Here is a 15,993-nt window from a genome sequence, read left to right as displayed (position 1 = left end):
TGCGGGGCCGCCGCGGCGTCCGACTACCATGAGACGGTGATTTCCTCCCGGTTGCTGCGCGCAGCCCTCGCCGCCGCGCTGTTCGCCGTGACCCTCGTCAGCGCCTCCGTGCGCCCGGCCCTCGCCGCCGGCGAGTACCTCGACGTCACCATCTCCTCGGTCTCGACGGCGACGATCGACCTCACGGACCCGGACCAGGTCATCACGCTGAAGGGCACGGTCACCAACGTCTCCACGGTGCCGATCCGCTTCGCCAACGTGCACTTCTGGCGTTCCCCCACGCCACTGGCCAGCAGCGCGGCCGTCACCGCGGCGCTCGAGGCGCCGCCCGCGGGCGAACGCCTGAACCAGAGCGAGGACAACTACTTCACCATCTCGCAGGAGGACGAGTTCGGGCCGGGCGAGCGAGTGGACTTCACCGTCAGCGGCACCGTCGCCCAGCTGACGGATGAGGGCACGCCGCTGACCGCCACCGATGTGGTGTACCTGATCGGCGTCCAGGTCCGTGGGCTGCCCAACGACGCGACCGGCCGCAGCGTCGTCGGCCGCGACGCCATCGCGATGGCCGCCACCGGCCAGAGCGTCGAGTCCTCGTCGGTGGTGCTGCTGACCGCCACGCCGACGTGGACGACCGACGGCACCTTCATCGACGACTCCCTCGAGGACGAGCTCGGCGGGCGACTCGAGACGCTGCTCGGCAGCGCGAGCCGCACCGACGTCGTGACCGCCCTCGACCCGGCCCTCTACGATGCGGCCCAGAAGATGTCCGGCACCCACACCGTCGGGGAGGATGAGGAGTCGGGCAGCGGGGTCGCGCTGCGCTGGGTGCGTCGGGTCGACGAGCTGATTGCGGCGGGCTCCGTCTGGCGGCTGCCCTACGGCAACCCCGACCTGGTCCGCGCGGCGGCCAGCGGCGCGCTCGCCCCGACGCTCGAAGCGGCCGCGTCCGCCACCCCTGAGGCGCTGCTCGGTCTGCCGAGCGTCGCCGTCCTCACGGCCGGGGCCGACGAGTCGATGCTGGCGGACCTCAGCGACATCGACACCGTGATCGTCGACGGAGGCTCCGGCTCACAGGCAGGCGCACCCAACGTCATCATGGCCGCGTCGCAGGCTGAGCTCGGCGGCCTCGAGGAGGGCGTGCAACTCGCGAGACAGGTGGCCGACGACCTGGTCGCCGACCGCACCCCCCTCTACCTGATCAGCACGGCCGCCGAGGCGAGGCGCGATGCCGAACTCGACCACCTGCGCACCCGCACCGTCCCCACGACCATGCCGCAGTCCGCGCTGGTCTGGCCGACGGACACCACGGTGGCTGCCTGGAGCGACGTCGCCGATGCCCTGCACGATGCCCGCGGCAACGCCGGGCTGATCGGCGACCTGAGCGGAACAGAGCCCGCAGGGATCGACTCCCTCTTCGCGACCGCCTTCAGCGCCGACTTCGCCACGCAGGCGGACGCGCTGGCCTGGACAAGGACGAACGCCCCCGAACGCGTCTCGAACGACGCCGTCACCCTGCGCGCGGCGGCGTCCTTCGTGATGGGTTCGCGCACCAACACCTTCCCGGCCACGCTGACCAATACGCTCGCCGTCCCCGTCACCGTGGACGTGCGCTTCACGTCGGACTCGCCCCAGCGCATCCGCGTGCCCGACCTGGCGGGCGTCACCGTCCAGCCGGGCGAGGCCCTGACGCTCGAGGTCGTGCCCGAGGCCTCCTCCAACGGCGTCTCGCTGGTCCACGCCCAGGTGACAAGCACCGGAGGGGTCCCGATCGGCGCTCCGGTGACCATCGAGATCACGGCGACGAACTTCGGGCGTGTCGGCTGGATCATCATCGTCGTCTCGGGTGCAGTGGTACTCGGCGGCACCGCGTGGCGGATCCGCACCGTCCGGCGCGAGCGCGCCAGGGCGGAGTCCGAGGGGGTCCAGCCGTGAGCCAGGTCAGCAGCACGAAGAAACTCCTGTCGGCCAGCGCCTTCATGGCCGCGGGCACCATGATCTCGCGCGTCCTCGGCGTCGTCCGCGTCATGATGGTCGCGTTCATCCTCGGCAACGGCACCCGCCAGGCCGACATGCTCAACATCGCCACGATGGTGCCCAACGCGCTCTACATCCTGCTGGCGGGCGGGGCGCTGAACACGGTCCTCGTGCCGCAGATCGTCAGGGCCATCAAGAACGACGACGACGGCGGCGAGGCGTACACCAACCGCATCATGACGGCCTTCATGATCGCCGTGACGGCCGTGGCGGTCATCATCACGGCGGCCGCGCCGCTCGTCACGCAGCTGTACACGTCGGCAGACTGGCGCGTCGAGGAGCTCTCGTCGCAGTACGCGGCGATGGTCGCGCTGACCTACCTGACGCTGCCGCAGATCTTCTTCTACGGCGCGTTCTTCCTGTTCGGCCAGATCCTCAACGCGCGCGACAAGTTCGGCCCGATGATGTGGGCACCCATCACGAACAACGTGATCTCCATCCTCACGATGGGCGTCTACTTCGTCGTCTGGGGCAACGGCGACGACCACTCCCAGGCCTTCACCACCGCGCAGATCCTGGTGCTCGGCATCGGCTCGACGCTCGGCATCGCCGCCCAGCTCATCACCCTGCTGCCGTTCATCCGACGCGTCGGGTTCAAGCTGCGGCCCCGCTTCGACCTGAAGGGGACGGGGCTGGGGAAGACGTTCTCGCTGACCAAGTGGACGTTCGGCTTCGTCGCGGTGAACCAGGTCGCCCTGATGCTGGTCAACCAGCTGGCCACGTCGGCGACCGCCACCGGGCACGGCGCCGGCGCGACGGTGTACTCCAACGCCCACCTCCTGTGGATCCTGCCGCACTCGCTCATCACCGTCTCGCTGGCCACCGCGATGCTCCCCAACGCCTCGCGGCTGGCGGCCAGCGGTGACAGCGCCGGCGTCGCGCAGGAGTTCACCAAGACCATCCGGCTCTCGCTGATCGCGATCGTGCCCGCCACCGTCGCGTTCATGTCGCTCTCCGGCCCGATGGCGATGCTCCTGTTCGGGCACGGCACCGGCTCCGAGGACGCCAGCTGGATCGCCTGGACCCTCATGGGCTTCGCGATCGGTCTGATCCCCTACACGGTGCAGTTCGTCTGCCTCCGCACGTTTTACGCGCTGGAGGACACCCGGACGCCCTTCATGCTGCAGATCATCATCGCGGGCACCAACATGCTCGGCGCCTGGGTGCTCGTCTGGGTGGTCACCGACCCGGGCTGGGTCGCCGCGGCGCTCGCCACGGCCTTCTCGCTCGCATACCTGATCGGTGTGTTCTTCTCGTGGCAGGCGCTCAAGAAGCGGATCCCCGACCTCGACGGCGGCCAGCTGGTCCTCCACATCGTGCGGCTGCTGCTCGGATCCTCCATCGGCGGCGTCGCCGCGTACTTCCTGACGGACCCGATCATCAACCTGATCCCGAGCGCCGTGGTCGGCGACATCGTCGCGCTGATCGTCGGCGGGGTGCTGATCCTCGCGGCCTACCTGCTGATCGCCAAGGCCCTGCACGTGCGCGAGCTTGCCAACCTCGGTGAGCTGGTCCGCACCCGATTCGGCCGCCGCGGCACCGGGGACTCCGCCTCCGAGGAGGACGCGAACGAGCTCTCCGCCCGCGAGCAGCTGTTCGACGACCAGCTGCCGACGCTCATCCAGCCGGCGATCGTCGACGAGTCCCCGCGCCGGGGAGCCGATGACGTCCCCGACTTCGATCCGCCCACGGTCATCCGCACCAGGCCTGCGATGACCACGCACACGTTCGAGGGCACCGAGGCCGGGCCGGCGACCGCGCCCATGGCCGCCGTGACCGAACCCGCCCCGCCTGCCGACGACGAGGGCTTCGACCTCGACTCGGTGTTCCGGCCCGCGGAGGAGCCCGAACCGGAGGCGGAGGCGGAGGCGGAGGCGACGCAGCGCATCGCCACCGTCGGCACGCTGCTGCAGACCCGCTACGAGCTGGAGGAGCTGCTCACCACGCGTCTCGGGACGGAGTCCTGGCGGGCTCACGACCAGGTGTTGTCGCGCGACGTCGTCGTGCACGTCGTCGCACCGGGCGATGCGCGCATCACGTCCCTGCTGGCGGCGGCCCGCAAGGGCGCCGCCGCCACCGACTCGCGGTTCCTGCGCGTCCTGGACGCGGACGAGATCGTGGATCCCACCGCCGGCATCGGCGCCTACGTCGTGGCGGAGTTCGCCCCAGGCCGCACGCTGGGCGAACTGCTGAGGGGAGGACCGCTGAGCGCCATCGAAGCGGCCTTCGTAGCCCGCGAGCTGGGCGACGCCCTGGTCGGCGTACACGCTCAGGGCCTCTTCCACGAGCAGATCAACCCGGAGTCGGTCATCATCACGACCGTCGGCGCAGTCCGGCTCGTCGGCTTCGGCATCGACGCGACGCTGGCGGCGGATGAGCGTCCGGTCTCCTGGTCGGACCGCGAGTCCGCGGACGTCGTCGGCCTCGGCAGGCTCCTCTACGCGATGCTGGTCAGTCACTGGCCGGGGGACGACGAGTTCGGGCTTCCTGCCGCGCCGATCATCGCCGGCGAGACCGCGCCCGCGCACACCGTGCAGGTGGGTGTCTCCCCCGCCCTCGACCGCATCTGCAGCGCCACGATCACAGAGCGGGGGGCCGCCGGGGAACGGAGGATCACCACCGCCGCGCAGTTCGTCACGGCCCTCGTCCAGGTGCTCGGCTCCGCCGACGCGTCGGCGGACCTCGAGGCCCGCGTCCGCTCCTGGGCACCCGCAGCACCGTCGTGGACCGCGGCCTCCGGTCAGCGGCCCGACCTGGCGCTCTCGCTGGCCCCCGGCGGTTCGGCGACACGCTCAGCGGCTTCCGGCTCCTCGAGCGGCGAGGCCGCCGGAGCCACTCTCGGCGCCGCTCGAGATGCGACGGACGCCGGCTTCCCAGGGGGCCCCACCGGCCAGCTGAGCCGACTCGACCGTCTGGCGGCAGGCAGCGACGCGGCCGGCGACCAGGACCCGGCCGAAGGCGATGCGGGGATGGCCGCGCGGCGCGAGCCGGAATCCCGCCGCGGCCTGTGGATCGTGCTGATCCTCGCCACGGCGGCGCTCGTCATCTCGCTGATCGTCGTCGGCATGAACAGCATCCGCGACAATGCCGCCGACCCAGCGGCATCCGCATCCGCGGGCGGCACCGCCTCGCCGGAGCAGTCCGGAGCCACCGAACCCATCGCGATCGCCTCCGCAAGGGACTTCGATCCCGAGGCGGACGGCGGCAACGGCGAGGAGAACCCGGGCGAGGTCGCAGCCGTCATCGACGGCGACCCGGCGACCAGCTGGCAGACCATGCGCTACCTCAACCGGCCGAACCTCGGCGGGTTGAAGCCGGGCGTCGGCATCGTGCTCGACCTGGGTGAGGAGCAGCAGGTGGCATCGGTCGAGCTGCAGCTGACGGGCGGCACGACCACCGTCGAGCTGCGGGTGCCGAACGGCTCGGAGGCGTCGATGCGCACGTCGGCCAACTGGAACGTCGTCGCGACGGACAAGGTCAAGGGCTCGGGAACGATCGAGCTCGACGAGCCCGTCTCGACCCGGTACCTGCTCGTCTACTTCACCAATCTCCCCAAGGTCGACGGCGGCTACCGTGCCGAGGTCAACGAGATCACCGTCCGCTGACCCTCCCCTCCCCTCCCCTCCCGTCCCTCCCCGCCCGGGCCGGGATCCGCTCGTCCCGGGGGCGCGATGAGCACGACACACTTGTCACCGAGATGTGAGCGTTCAGATCACGGTTTTCGGCCGACGAGCAGGAGGATGTGCTCATCCGACGGGCCGTGATCGGCCCCGCGACCGCCTGCGCCTAGTCTGGTCTCCATGGATCCCGCGAGCTACGTCTACATCCCCGCCAGCCAGGAGGTCGACGAGAAGGAGTGCCGCGCCCTGCTCGAGGAGGTCGGCGCCGCGCTGTGGATCACGGCCGACGGCGACGAGATCCCCTGCGCGACGCTGCTGCCGACGCTGTGGCGCGGCAACACCCTGACCGCCCACGCGTCCGGGCACAACGAGCAGTTCGCGAGGATCGACGGCGAGATGCCGTGCCGCGTCGTGGTCCAGGGCCCGAACAGCTACATCTCGCCGCGCTGGCTGCCGAGTGTGCAGTCGAGCGAGAACGGCGGCGCCGCGCGCGGCCGCGCGGAGGGTCGCGGTGTCGGGACGTGGAACTACCAGCAGGTGCAGATCGCCGGGATGCTCCGCGTCCACCGCGACACCGACCGACTGCGCGACGAGATGACGACGCTCGCCGAGGACTTCGACGAGAAGCGCATCACCGACGGCTGCCCCGCCGACGCGCACCGCGGCCCGTGGACCCACGACGAGGCCCCGACCGCCTACTACGAGGCCATGCTGCACGGCGTCGTCGGGCTGGAGCTGCGCGTCACGGAGGTGAAGGGCCGCTTCAAGCTGGGCCAGAACCGCACGGAGCAGGACCGCTCGGGTGCCTCGGCGGGGCTGCGCGAGCGCGGCCGCGGCCAGGACCTCGCCGTCGCCGACGCCATGGACGACGCCACCCCGCTCTACGAGGCGTAGCCGGGTCACTCTCCGAAGCGCGATGAGCACGACACACTTGTCGTCGCGAGAACCCCTCAAAAAACCGCACAGAGACGCGATGGGCAGGAGGATCTGCTCATTCGGCGGTCGCGATCCAGGCCGGATGGGCGGATCGATGGTGGCTCAGGCGACCCGCACGACCTCGCCTCCGGTGAGGCGGAGGAGCTCGTCGTAGGTCATCGGCATCAGCGTGTGCGGAGTGCCCGCGGCGGTCCAGACGACCTCGTGGTCGGCCAGTGACCCGTCAACGACGGTCCGCACCGGAGCCGGATGCCCGACGGGCGCCACGCCGCCGATGGCCTGACCGGTCACCTCGCGCACGCGCGCGGCGTTCGCCATGGCAATGCTCGTCGCCCCGACCTCGACGGCGAGGACGCTCGTGTCGACCCGGTGCGCGCCGCTCGTCATCACGAGCAGCGGTTCGCCGTCGGCGAGGAATAGCAGCGAACTGGCGATGGCCCCGACGTCGCAGCCGAGCGCGTCGGCGGCCTCGCGCGCGGTGCGCGTGGAGGCAGACAGCTCACGGACCTCCAGATCGAGGCCGGCGTCGAGGACCGCCTTCGCGACGAGTCGGCTGCGCTCGGGCAGGTGTGCGGTCATCGGGGTCCCTCCGCGGTGCTGACTACGCCATCCGACGACCATGTCCCGGCGCTGTCACCCGGGCAGTCGACGTCTGCGTCATTCTTCCGGGACGCGGCCCGACGGTGACCGACGGGTCCCACCATGCGAGCACCGGGACGCGGTTGCGCTCGGCACGAGTTCGATCCCACGCCGCGACCTGGCCGGCATCAGGTGCCGAGCACGTCGGCCAGGTCGTAGCTGAGGGGCTCCTCCAGCTGCTCATAGGTGCACGACCCCGGCTCGCGATCCTCACGCCACCGCACGAACTGCGCCGTGTGGCGGAACCGGTCGCCCTCCATGTGGTCGAACCGCACCTCTACGACGCGCTCGGGTCGAAGCGGTGTGAACGACAGGTCCTTCTTCGCGTTCCAGCGGGAGTGCGCGGCTGCCGACGGTGTCCGTGGCACGGGCTGGTCGCGATTGTCGGGCGACTCGGGTTCGGGTGCGGCCCACGCCCAGGGGTGACCCTCGAAGTCGGTGACCAGCGGCTGCAGCTCCTCGAACAGCTCCCGACGGCGCTCCATCGGGAACGCTCCGATGACGCCGACGGAATTGAGGTTCCCGTCGACCGTGTAGAGGCCGAGCAGCAGCGACCCGATGACCCCCGGCTCGTCGCGGTACAGCCGGTAGCCGGCGACGACGCAGTCGGCTGTCCGCTCGTGCTTGAGCTTGTACATCACGCGCTTGTCCTCGGCGTACGGCTCCCCCAGCGGCTTGGCGATCACACCGTCGAGTCCGGCGCCCTCGAACGACGAGAACCACTCCATCGCGAGGGCCTCGTCTCGCGTGGCGCGGGTGAGGAAGACGGGTGGCTTCGCGTCGGCGAGTGCCTTCTCGAGCGCGGCGCGCCGCTCGGCGAAGGGGCGCTCGGCCAGGTTCTCCTGGCCGAGAGCGAGCATGTCGAAGGCGACGAAGGTCGCGGGCATGGAGGCGCTCAGTTTGGCGATCCGCGACGCGGCCGGGTGGATGCGCTGCTGGAGGGCGTCGAAGTTGAGGCGGTCGCCGGTGGTGGGGTCGATCATGACGATCTCACCGTCGATGACGCTGTGGTCGGGGAAGCTCGCGATCACCGCCTCGACGAGTTCCGGGAAGTAGCGGGTCATCGGGCGCGAGTTGCGCGACCCGATCTCCACCTGGTCCCCCGACCGCCAGATGATCGCGCGGAAGCCGTCCCACTTGGGCTCGAAGAGGTACTCGCCCTTGGGGAGCTTCTTCACGGGCTTGGCCAGCATCGGGCCGAACGGCGGGTGGATGGCCGTGCCCCACTGCGCGTCGCGCTCGGCCTTCGGTGGCATGTACTCCTCGTCGGCGCGGTCGGCCTTGCGGCGGCTCGGCGGGACCCGCGGCGGCTCGCCGGGCATCTTGGGGTAGTCGGGAGGGAAGTTCAGCTCGCCGAGGCCGCGCTCCAGGTCGGCCTCCCAGAGCCCGAGGGCGGCCGTGATGTCACCCACCTCGTCGTCGATGTCCGACCATGGGCAGGGTCGTCGCTCCAGCAGCGCGGGAACGGTCCGGACGGTGAACTGGCGCGGGTCGGCGTCGGGCAGCTCCTTCCAGGCCAGCGGGGTCGACACCGTGGCGGCGGGCAGGGGACGGGGTGAGTAGGCGGCGGCGATGGTGCGGTCACGGTTGGCCTGGTTGAAGTCGACGAACACCCGCTCGCCGCGCTCCTCCTTCCACCATGACGATGTGACAAGGTCCGGGAGTCGGCGTTCCAGCTCGCGTGCGATGCCGATCACCGCGTGGCGCACCTGCTGGAACTCGTGGTCGGGCCGGATGCGCGCGTAGACATGGACGCCGCGGTTTCCGGAGGTCTTGGCGAAGGCCTTCAGCCCGAGCTCGGCCATCAGGTCGCGGAGCGTCAGTGCCGCGGTCACGGCGTCGGCGAATCCTCGGCCGGGCTGCGGATCGAGGTCGATGCGCAGCTCGTCGGGGTTGTCGAGGTTCGCGGTGCGCACCGGCCACGGGTGGAACGTGATGGTGCCGAGTTGGGCGGCCCAGGCGAGCGCGGCGGGCTCGTCGAACACGAGCTGGTCGTGTCGTCGGCCGGAGGGATAGGTGCAGGTGACGGTGCGGAGGTAGTCGGGCGCGCCGCGCGGGGGCCGCTTCGCGAAGAACTCCTCGCCCCCGACCCCGTCGGGGAAACGCTGCAGCGTCATCGGGCGGTCCCCGGCGAGCCGCAGGAACTCCCCCGAGACGGCCACGAGGTAGCGGGCCAGCTCCCCTTTGGTCACCGGACCACCGTCCGCGTCGGGCCAGAGCACCTTGTCAGGGCTCGTCAGCCGCACGTCGCGGGTCTGCGCCCCGTCGACGTGCAGGGTCAGTTCTCTTCTCCCAGCCTCCCCAGCCATGTCGCAACCGTATCCGTCCGCCCGTCCTCCGCCCACCACCTCGTGCACAACGATGCGTATGCTCCCAGCGCTGTTCGTATATCGCAGCGCTCCCGAAATAGGCATCGTTGTGCGCGGAACAGCGGCGGGACCTGGAAGGCGAGGGTGGGGTCGCGGGAAGAGCAGGGGCAGGGAAGATCAGGGGCCGACGGGGATGCCGAGCCCGCGAAGCAACACCCGGACACGGGCCCGGAGGACGGCCCGGGGGTCGGACGAGCCGAGGCCGACGACCTCGCGCAACAGCTCCGTCACCACCGTCGAGAAGAGCCAGCTCGCCACCTCCTCGAGGCCCATGCCCTCGAACTGCCCCCCGAGGGGGCGAGAACCCTGGACCGGTTGCGGGCCCACCTCAACGCCCACGCCCTCGAACCGCCCCCCGAAGGAGCGAGAACCCTGGACATTACGCGGGCCGACCTCGACGTCGACGCCATCGCCCCGCCCCCCGTAGGGGGCGACGACGGCCGCGATCCGTCCCCGCAGCTCCGCGACGATCTCGAGTGACTCGGAGCGCTGCGGGCCGTCCTCCCCGAACAGCACCTCCCGTAGGAAGGGGGCCGCGTTGTCGGGCTGGTCGTGGGCCAGGTCGATGATCGGATCGAGGATGCCGAGCACCGCCTCGTCGGGGGCGGCCCCGTCGGGCAGGTCGGAGGCAGACTCCACGAGCGGCCGGAGATGCTCATTGATCACCATCAGCAGCAGCTCGGGCTTCGAGCTCGCGTACCTGAACACGGTCCCCTCGGCGACGTCGGCCGCACGGGCCACCTGCTGCGTCGTCGTGCCCGCGTACCCGTGGGCGGCGAACAGTTCGGCCGCTGCCCGCGAGATGGCGGCGCGCTTCGCGGCCTTGTTGCGGGCCCGGAGACCGAGGGTGCTGGGGACGTCCATGGTCGGCAGTCTAGCTCATTTCTGAGTACACTCATTTATGAGTATGCTCGGCTTGTGACTGGAACACATGGCGAGCCCCTGCTCACGGCCACCTCTCTGACGGTGCATACGCCGGCCGGCGAGGTCTTCAGGCCGATCGACATCCACATCCCGGCGGGAGCCGTCGTGGCCGTCGTCGGCGATCCCGACTCCGGCAAGTCGTCACTCCTACTGGCGCTGACGGGCCGCATGCGAGGTGTCCGGGGAGAACTGAAAGTCGACGGGGTCGACGGGATCGCCCACCCGGGTCGGATCCGACGACTCACGTCGGTCGCCAGGATCGACGAGCTGGTCGTTCCCGAGGGGTCCCTGTCGATCGAGGACTGCATCACCGAGCGTGGGCTCGCCGACGCCTGCCCGGCCAGGGCGAGGCTCGCGAACTACCTCCACACCGCAGGCGTGCTCGGCCTCAAGGCACAGCTCACGACGCTGTACCGCCAGCTCACCCCAGCGGACCAGACCCGCGCGGCCATTGCCTTCGCAACCATCCAGCCGCCGAAGATCGTGGTCCTCGACGACTTCGACCACGGCGCGACGCTGGCCGACCAGGAGCAGCTGTGGAACGGCCTGCTCGCCCTCGCCGCGGAGGGGATCACCGTGATCGCCGCAACCACCGAGCGGACGACGATTCCCCCCGAGGCCATGACCATCGAGATGGAGGCGCATCATGCCTGACCTGGACCGCAACAACCCGCTCACGCTGGCCCGCTTCGAGATCAAGCGCTTCCGCGGCCCGCTGCCGCGTCTCGCCCTGGCCTTCATCCTGCTCATCCCGATGCTCTACGGCTGCATCTACCTGGCCGGGAACTGGGACCCCTACGGCAGGCTCGACAACGTCCCTGTCGCGATCGTGAACCACGACGAGCCCACCACCTTCAACGGCAAGGACATCCACGCGGGCCAGGACTTCGTCGACTCGCTGCACGACGCGGGGACCTTCAAGTTCACCGACACCACCGAGCAGGAGGCGGCCGACGGCCTCGCCCGGGGAGACTACTACCTGGTCATCACGGTGCCCAAGAGCTTCTCCGTGGACCTGACAAGCGGCGACAGCGACAACCCGCAGCGGGCCCAGATCATGCTGCGCCGCAACGACGCCAACGGCTTCGTCATCGGCACCATCACCAACTCGGCCCAGACCTCCATCGCGAAGGCCATCGACGAGACCGCCGTGAAGAGCTACTTCGAGGCTGTCTTCGCCAACCTTGCGACGATCCGGGAGTCGCTCGTCGAGGCCGCCGACGGGGCACAGCAGCTCGACGACGGGCTCGCGACGGCGCACGACGGCAGTACGAAGCTGGCCGACGGCGCCAAGGACGCCGTCACCGGTGCCGACAAGCTCAATACCGGCGCGGCCCAACTCGCGACCGGCGCCTCCACCGCCTCAGACGGCGCATCCACGCTCACGAGCGGCCTGGGGGACCTCAACGACGGCGCCAGCCGTCTCGCCGACGGGTCGAAGCAGGTGGCAGACGGGACCCAGACGCTCGCCGACACGCTCGACCCCGTCCTGACCCTGGCCGCCGACCGACTGCCCGACATCCAGGATGCCGTGACCGGTGCGGCCGATGCCGCGGCAGATCTGAGCAACACCGTCGCGACGGGGTCGTCCAGCATCGCCGACGTCTCTGGCGACATCAGCGACGCCGTCGACCAGCTCGGCGCCGACAATCCCGGCCTCTCTTCCGACGCCAACTACAAGGAACTCCAGAGGCTCGCGGACACTCTCGCCAATCGCGCCGACACGGCCGCCGACCACGCGACGACCATCGCGGACGCCGTCAACGACGCCGACAAGGCACTCGACAACGCCGGCGACCTGTCGGCCAAGGCATCCGAAGCCCAGAGCAAGATCGACCAGCTCAACGACGGTGCGCAGCAGGTTGCCGACGGCGCCTCAGACCTGTCCGACGGCGCCTCCCAGGCCTACTCCGGGGCCAAGACCCTGAACAGCGGTCTGGGCGACCTCGACGCCGGCGCGCAGAAACTCGCCACGGGCACCGACACCCTGACCGACGGCCTCCACACGCTGAGCGACGGCGCGACCTCGCTCGACGACGGCATCGCGCAGCTGGCCGACGGCGCCGAAACCCTGGCGACCGGGCTCAGTTCCGGGGTCAAGCAGATCCCGGTTCTGACCGACGACGAGGAGACCGACGCCGTCAGCGTGCTGTCGGCCCCCGTGGACGTCAGCATGACGGTCGACAACCCCGCCACCTACTACGGCCGCGGCCTGGCGCCGATGTTCTTCTCCATCGCGCTGTGGGTGATGGGCATCTCCGCGTTCTTCCTCGTCCGCCCCATCACGGGCCGCATCCTGGCCAGCCGCGGCAGCAACCTCCGCGTGGGGGTGACCGCCTGGCTGACCCTCGGTGCGTTGTCGGTGGTGGCCAGCTGGATCATGCTCGCGGTCGCCTGGATCGGGCTGGGTCTCGACCCCATCCACCCCTGGTTGACGATCCTGCTCGTCACGCTCGTCGCGCTGGCCTTCTCCGCCGTCGCGCACCTGATGAGAACGTCCTTCGGCCTCGTCGCGACCGCCGTGATGCTGGTCCTGCTGATCCTGCAGCTGTCGTCGGCCGGCGGCACCTATCCCCCGGAACTCCTGCCGCCGCTGTTCTCGACCATCGGACACTTCATGCCGATGACCTACACCATCGACGCGTTCCGCATCGCCATCTCCGGTGGCCTGATGACGAAGTTCCTGCGCGACATCGCGCTGCTGCTCGTGCTCTTCGGCTCGTGCATCGGCCTGCTGATGCTGGTGGTGCACCGTCGCCGTCGGTTCTCCATGACGGATCTGCACCCGCCCTTCGACTGACAGGAGCGCACACGACGAGGGGGCCCCGGCAACTGCCGGGGCCCCCTCGCTGTGGTTACGTGAGTGGAATCACTCGTTGCTGTCCTCGTCGACCCAGTCGAAGGTGCGGGTGACCGCCTTCTTCCACTGGCGGTAGAGGCGGGCGCGCTCGCCCTCCTCCATCGTCGGGCTCCAGCGCTTGGCCTCGGCCCAGTTGTCGATGACGTCCTGCTCGCCGCCCCAGAAGCCGGTCGCGATGCCGGCCGCGTACGCGGCGCCCAGCGCGGTGGTCTCGGCGACGACCGGGCGGACGACGTCCACACCCAGCTGGTCGGCCTGGAACTGCATCAGGGTCTCGTTGGCGGTCATGCCGCCGTCGACCTTGAGTTCGGCCAGCTTGACGCCCGAGTCGGCCTCCATCGCGTCCAGCACCTCACGGCTCTGGTAGGCGGTGGCCTCCAGGACGGCGCGGGCGATGTGGCCACGGTTGACGTAACGGGTCAGGCCGACGATCGCGCCGCGGGCGTCTGCACGCCAGTACGGGGCGAACAGGCCGGAGAACGCGGGCACGAAGTACGCGCCGCCGTTGTCCTCGACCGTGGCGGCCAGGGTCTCGACCTCGGGAGCGGAGTCGAACATGCGCAGGTTGTCGCGCAGCCACTGGACCAGCGATCCGGTGACGGCGATCGAACCCTCGAGGGCGTAGATGGGAGCCTGGTCGCCGATCTTGTAGCAGACGGTGGTCAGGAGGCCGTTCTTCGACGGGACGATGTCCGTGCCGGTGTTCATCAGCATGAAGTTGCCGGTGCCGTAGGTGTTCTTCGCCATGCCGGGCTCGAAGCAGGCCTGACCGAAGGTCGCGGCCTGCTGGTCGCCCAGGATGCCGGCGATCGGGACACCCGCGAGGAGGCCCTGCTCACGGCCGACGCCGTAGGTCTCCGCCGAGCTGCGGATCTCCGGCAGCATCGACATCGGGATGGTCATGTCCGCGGCGATCTCGGGATCCCAGTCGAGGGTCTTGAGGTCCATGAGCATGGTGCGGGAGGCGTTGGTCACGTCGGTGACGTGGACGCCGCCGTTGACACCACCGGTCATGTTCCACAGGACCCAGGTGTCCATGGTGCCCATGATGAGGTCGCCGGCCTCGGCGCGCTCGCGGGCGCCCTCGACGTTGTCGAGGATCCACTTGACCTTGGGGCCACAGAAGTAGGTCGCCAGAGGCAGACCGACGCGGTCCTTGTACTTGTCCTGGCCGACCTCGCCGCCGAGCTCCTCGACGATCTTGCCGGTGCGGGTGTCCTGCCAGACGATGGCGTTGTAGACGGGCTCACCGGTGTTCTTGTCCCAGACGACGGTGGTCTCGCGCTGGTTGGTGATGCCGACCGCGTGGATCTCGTGCTTGTTCATCGAGCCGTTGGCGAGAGCCTCGCCGACGACCGCGCGGACGTTGTCCCAGACCTCGATCGGGTTGTGCTCGACCCAGCCGGCGCGCGGGAAGATCTGCTCGTGCTCCTTCTGACCCGTCGCGACAATGGTGCCCTTGTGATCGAAGATGATGGCGCGGGAGCTCGTGGTTCCCTGATCGACCGCCAGAACGTACTTCTTCTCAGCCATTAATCAGCACTTCCTTGTGTGTTGTTGGTGATTGATGTTGTCGGAACGGGCTGATCAGCCGATCGCACCCAGCAGCGGGGTGGAGAGCAGACCGGCCAGGACGCCGCCGATGATCGGGCCGACGACGGGGATCCAGGAGTAGCCCCAGTCGTTGCTGCCCTTGTTCTTCATCGGGATCAGAGCGTGCGCGATGCGGGGGCCGAGGTCACGGGCGGGGTTGATGGCGTAACCGGTGGGGCCGCCGAGGCCGGTGCCGATCACGAACACCAGGAAGGCGACGGCCAGGGCGCCGAGCGCACCGAGGCTGCCGGCGGTCTCGGCTCCGTTCCAACGGCCGAAGGCGAGCACGACGAAGACCAGGACGAAGGTGCCGATGGCCTCAGTGACGATGTTCCAGCCGGTGCTGCGCACCTCGGGAGCGGTCGAGAAGACACCCAGCTTGGTGGGGCCGTCCTCGGTGGCGTCGAACTGCTTCTTGTAGGCGAGGTAGGCGAGGAACGCGCCGAGGATCGCGCCGATCATCTGGGCACCGATGTAGGTGCAGATCGAGGCGAAGTTGACCGGGATGCCGGGGACGAACTCAGCGGCACCGGAGGACGCGACGCCGATGGTCACTGCCGGGTTCAGGTGGCCGCCCGAGCGGGCCGACACGAGAACACCGCAGAACACCGCGAAGCCCCAGCCGAAGTTCACGAACAGGAAGCCGGTGTTCTGGCCCTTGGACTTGTTGAGGGCGGTATTGGCGACCACGCCAGCACCAAGCAGGATCAGCATGGCCGTACCGACCAGCTCGCTGAGGAAGATGGTTCCCAACGTCATTGTGAAGCTCCATTTCTGACAGCTGTGTCAGGTTTGCGTCGAGCGACGCGCACAGTTTGGGGCGCCCGAGCGGCGCCTTGTTCACCAGCAAAGCGCGGGCCTGCACGTCGTTGCAACTCTCATGCACGATCGTGCAGGGGGTGCCCCAGGGGGTGCACTTCGGATCAGAAATGGCGGATTGGATTTACTCTGGACGCGGACGTGTACTAATGTGCCATACCCGCTACTTTCGGACACCCGAAAGCCCGCCTACCGGCCG

General features: G+C 69.6%; 10 protein-coding genes. 5 read left to right on the top strand and 5 right to left on the bottom strand.

Annotated elements, in window-relative coordinates:
* Positions 1 to 36: 36 nt before the first annotated feature.
* The 3 genes from KDB89_RS00480 (at position 37) to KDB89_RS00470 (ending at position 6,548) form a co-directional block, all read left to right on the top strand.
* Positions 37 to 1,932, top strand: a complete 1,896-nt coding sequence (locus tag KDB89_RS00480; RefSeq protein ID WP_219082443.1) for a DUF6049 family protein — start codon at positions 37 to 39, stop codon at positions 1,930 to 1,932.
* On the top strand, positions 1,929 to 5,639 hold the full coding sequence (murJ, locus tag KDB89_RS00475) for a murein biosynthesis integral membrane protein MurJ (protein WP_219082441.1): 3,711 nt from the start codon (positions 1,929 to 1,931) through the stop codon (positions 5,637 to 5,639). Before KDB89_RS00480 ends, murJ begins: the two co-directional genes overlap by 4 nt.
* A 195-nt stretch (positions 5,640 to 5,834) precedes the next feature.
* Positions 5,835 to 6,548 carry an FMN-binding negative transcriptional regulator gene (locus KDB89_RS00470; RefSeq protein ID WP_219082439.1) on the top strand — a complete coding sequence of 238 codons (714 nt, stop codon included), beginning with the start codon at positions 5,835 to 5,837 and terminating at the stop codon, positions 6,546 to 6,548.
* A 144-nt stretch (positions 6,549 to 6,692) separates the two neighbouring features.
* On the opposite strand, the gene KDB89_RS00465 is transcribed toward KDB89_RS00470, so the two are convergent.
* The 3 genes from KDB89_RS00465 to KDB89_RS00450 form a co-directional block, all read right to left on the bottom strand.
* Positions 6,693 to 7,169, bottom strand: a complete 477-nt coding sequence (locus KDB89_RS00465; RefSeq protein WP_219082436.1) for a YbaK/EbsC family protein — start codon at positions 7,167 to 7,169, stop codon at positions 6,693 to 6,695.
* A gap of 188 nt (positions 7,170 to 7,357) precedes the next feature.
* Positions 7,358 to 9,538 carry an ATP-dependent DNA ligase gene (locus KDB89_RS14725; RefSeq protein ID WP_369408087.1) on the bottom strand — a complete coding sequence of 727 codons (2,181 nt, stop codon included), beginning with the start codon at positions 9,536 to 9,538 and terminating at the stop codon, positions 7,358 to 7,360.
* Between the two features lie 177 nt (positions 9,539 to 9,715).
* Positions 9,716 to 10,462: a TetR/AcrR family transcriptional regulator gene (locus tag KDB89_RS00450; RefSeq protein ID WP_219082434.1), complete on the bottom strand. Its 747-nt coding sequence runs from the start codon at positions 10,460 to 10,462 to the stop codon at positions 9,716 to 9,718.
* 54 nt (positions 10,463 to 10,516) lie between these two features.
* Between KDB89_RS00450 and KDB89_RS00445 the strand changes: the two genes are divergently transcribed.
* Complete coding sequence (locus KDB89_RS00445; protein ID WP_219082432.1) at positions 10,517 to 11,176, top strand: ATP-binding cassette domain-containing protein; 660 nt, start codon at positions 10,517 to 10,519, stop codon at positions 11,174 to 11,176.
* The gene (locus tag KDB89_RS00440; RefSeq protein WP_219082431.1) at positions 11,169 to 13,322 is read left to right on the top strand and encodes a YhgE/Pip domain-containing protein; all 2,154 of its coding nucleotides are present in this window, start codon (positions 11,169 to 11,171) and stop codon (positions 13,320 to 13,322) included. Before KDB89_RS00445 ends, KDB89_RS00440 begins: the two co-directional genes overlap by 8 nt.
* A gap of 69 nt (positions 13,323 to 13,391) precedes the next feature.
* On the opposite strand, the gene glpK is transcribed toward KDB89_RS00440, so the two are convergent.
* Both glpK and KDB89_RS00430 read right to left on the bottom strand, forming a co-directional pair.
* The gene (gene glpK / locus KDB89_RS00435) at positions 13,392 to 14,915 is read right to left on the bottom strand and encodes a glycerol kinase GlpK (RefSeq protein ID WP_219082428.1); all 1,524 of its coding nucleotides are present in this window, start codon (positions 14,913 to 14,915) and stop codon (positions 13,392 to 13,394) included.
* A gap of 54 nt (positions 14,916 to 14,969) precedes the next feature.
* Positions 14,970 to 15,734: an MIP/aquaporin family protein gene (locus KDB89_RS00430; RefSeq protein WP_219082426.1), complete on the bottom strand. Its 765-nt coding sequence runs from the start codon at positions 15,732 to 15,734 to the stop codon at positions 14,970 to 14,972.
* Positions 15,735 to 15,993 lie beyond the last annotated feature (259 nt).

This window comes from Tessaracoccus palaemonis, assembly GCF_019316905.1.
Classification (GTDB): Bacteria; Actinomycetota; Actinomycetes; order Propionibacteriales; family Propionibacteriaceae; genus Arachnia; species Arachnia palaemonis.
This window is presented reverse-complemented; position numbering and strand designations above follow the sequence as displayed.

Coding starts and splice junctions, on each gene's coding strand:
- KDB89_RS00470 (WP_219082439.1), top strand. CDS start 5,835: ATGGATCCCGCGAGCTACGTCTACATCCCCGCCAGCCAGGAGGTCGAC.
- KDB89_RS00465 (WP_219082436.1), bottom strand. CDS start 7,169: ATGACCGCACACCTGCCCGAGCGCAGCCGACTCGTCGCGAAGGCGGTC.
- KDB89_RS14725 (WP_369408087.1), bottom strand. CDS start 9,538: ATGGCTGGGGAGGCTGGGAGAAGAGAACTGACCCTGCACGTCGACGGG.
- KDB89_RS00450 (WP_219082434.1), bottom strand. CDS start 10,462: ATGGACGTCCCCAGCACCCTCGGTCTCCGGGCCCGCAACAAGGCCGCG.
- KDB89_RS00440 (WP_219082431.1), top strand. CDS start 11,169: ATGCCTGACCTGGACCGCAACAACCCGCTCACGCTGGCCCGCTTCGAG.
- glpK (WP_219082428.1), bottom strand. CDS start 14,915: ATGGCTGAGAAGAAGTACGTTCTGGCGGTCGATCAGGGAACCACGAGC.
- KDB89_RS00430 (WP_219082426.1), bottom strand. CDS start 15,734: ATGACGTTGGGAACCATCTTCCTCAGCGAGCTGGTCGGTACGGCCATG.